Annotated in this window: 1 protein-coding gene; it reads right to left on the bottom strand. The window is 68.1% G+C overall.

Features of this window, described 5'->3' with window-relative positions:
• Positions 1-1,620, bottom strand: a 1,620-nt coding sequence (locus NA5_RS27170) for a polyketide synthase family protein (protein ID WP_174555276.1), incomplete at both ends; no start/stop codon positions are given.

The raw sequence follows: 1,620 nt of genomic DNA, 5'->3' as shown, positions 1-1,620 counted from the left end.
GAGTGCTGGACCGGACCCCGAAAGCCCCACTACCCCAACACCATCCAGCACACCACTGTTGATCACCGCCAGCCGCCAGTCACCCTCCGGAAGCACCAGCGCGTCGGTTTCGGCGGCGGCCAGCCGCGGAACGAAGACCGCACCATCGCGAACAGACAGTTCCGGCTCACCCAGCACCGACAGGTGCGCGAAATCGGCACCTTGCGCAGCACCGTCCAGGTCCACCACCGTGATCCGGCCCGGCTCCTCCGCTTGTGCGGACCGCAGCAGGCCCCGCACCGCGCTCCCGGTCAGACCGCGCGTGAGCAGGACCAAGTGCGAGCGGCCGAACCGTTCCTCGGCGACGAACCGCTGCACGAGCCGCAATACGTCGTCGAGCAAGGCGTGCACCTCGGCCACGACATCGGCAACGCCCACCGTGGCAACGCATTCGACAGCGAGGACGCCGGGAAGCTCCGCTGTGCCCGCGACGAGCGCTAACGCGTCCGCCAGACCAAGGACGGGCACGGTGCTCTCGTCGCGGTGATCCGGCACCGCTATCCAACGTAGCGTCTGCAGGGCCGATGATCGGCGCACGAGCTTGTGCGTCAGTTGCGCCAGCGGCACGGGTCGCGCGACCAGGCGGCGCACCGATACCACCGCACGGCCCGACGCATCGAATGCCTCGAATCTTCCTGCGTCATTGCCGGTCACAGCGATCCGGGCCCGCAACTGCCTGGCACCTGTGGCGAGCAGCGCCACGTCCTCCCATGCGAATGGCAACCGCACTTCGCCGTCGGACGGTGTCTCGTCGAAGCCGAGCACCCGCGCGTGCACGATCGCGTCGAGCATTGCCGGATGGATGCCGAATCCGGCGACATCGACCGAATCGGGCAGCGCGATATCGGCGTACAGATCGTCGTCATGCCGCCAAAGACGTTGCACAGCAGCGAATGCGGCGCCGTACCGATATCCCGCCGTGGCAAGCCGCGCGTAGCTCGCGCGAACATCCACCTCGGTCGACCCTGGCGGCGGCCAGGCATCCGACTCGAAACCGGCCACAACGGGCGGGCTGGCAGCCAGCTCCGCCTCGGCGTGCAGAACCCATTCGGCATCGGAGCGGTCCGGTCGCGCGTACACCGAGACCGACCGCTCGCGCAGCACCACCTGTACCGCGACCCCACCGCCTCGCGACAGCACCACGGGTGCCTGCAGTGTCAACTCCGTGAGCTGCCCGTACCCGGCTTCGTCGCCCGCGCGGATAACCAATTCCACCAGTGCCGCACCGGGCAGGATGATCGAGTCGCCGATCACGTGATCGGCCAGCCACGGCTGCGCCGCCACCGATAGTCGACCGGTGAACACCCGATCGCCGCCCGGAACACCGGCCATCGTGCGCAGGATCGGGTGGTCCACCTCGGTGAGTCCGAGGCTGCCGACGTCACCGAATGCCTCGGACGAGCTGAGCCAATAGTGCTGCCGCTGAAACGGATACGTCGGCAAATCCACCCGCCGCGCACCCGTCCCGGCATAGAACTCAACCCAATCGACATCGACACCAGCGCAATGCGCTTCGGCGACCGCACGGACAAGGGTCTCGACCTGGCCACGCCCGCGACGCTGAGTCGCGACCACCGCCTC

Source organism: Nocardia anaemiae NBRC 100462 (genome assembly GCF_001612725.1).
Lineage (GTDB): Bacteria > Actinomycetota > Actinomycetes > Mycobacteriales > Mycobacteriaceae > Nocardia > Nocardia anaemiae.
The sequence above is the reverse complement of the archived record's forward strand: the minus strand, read 5'-3'. Positions and strand labels throughout refer to the sequence as shown.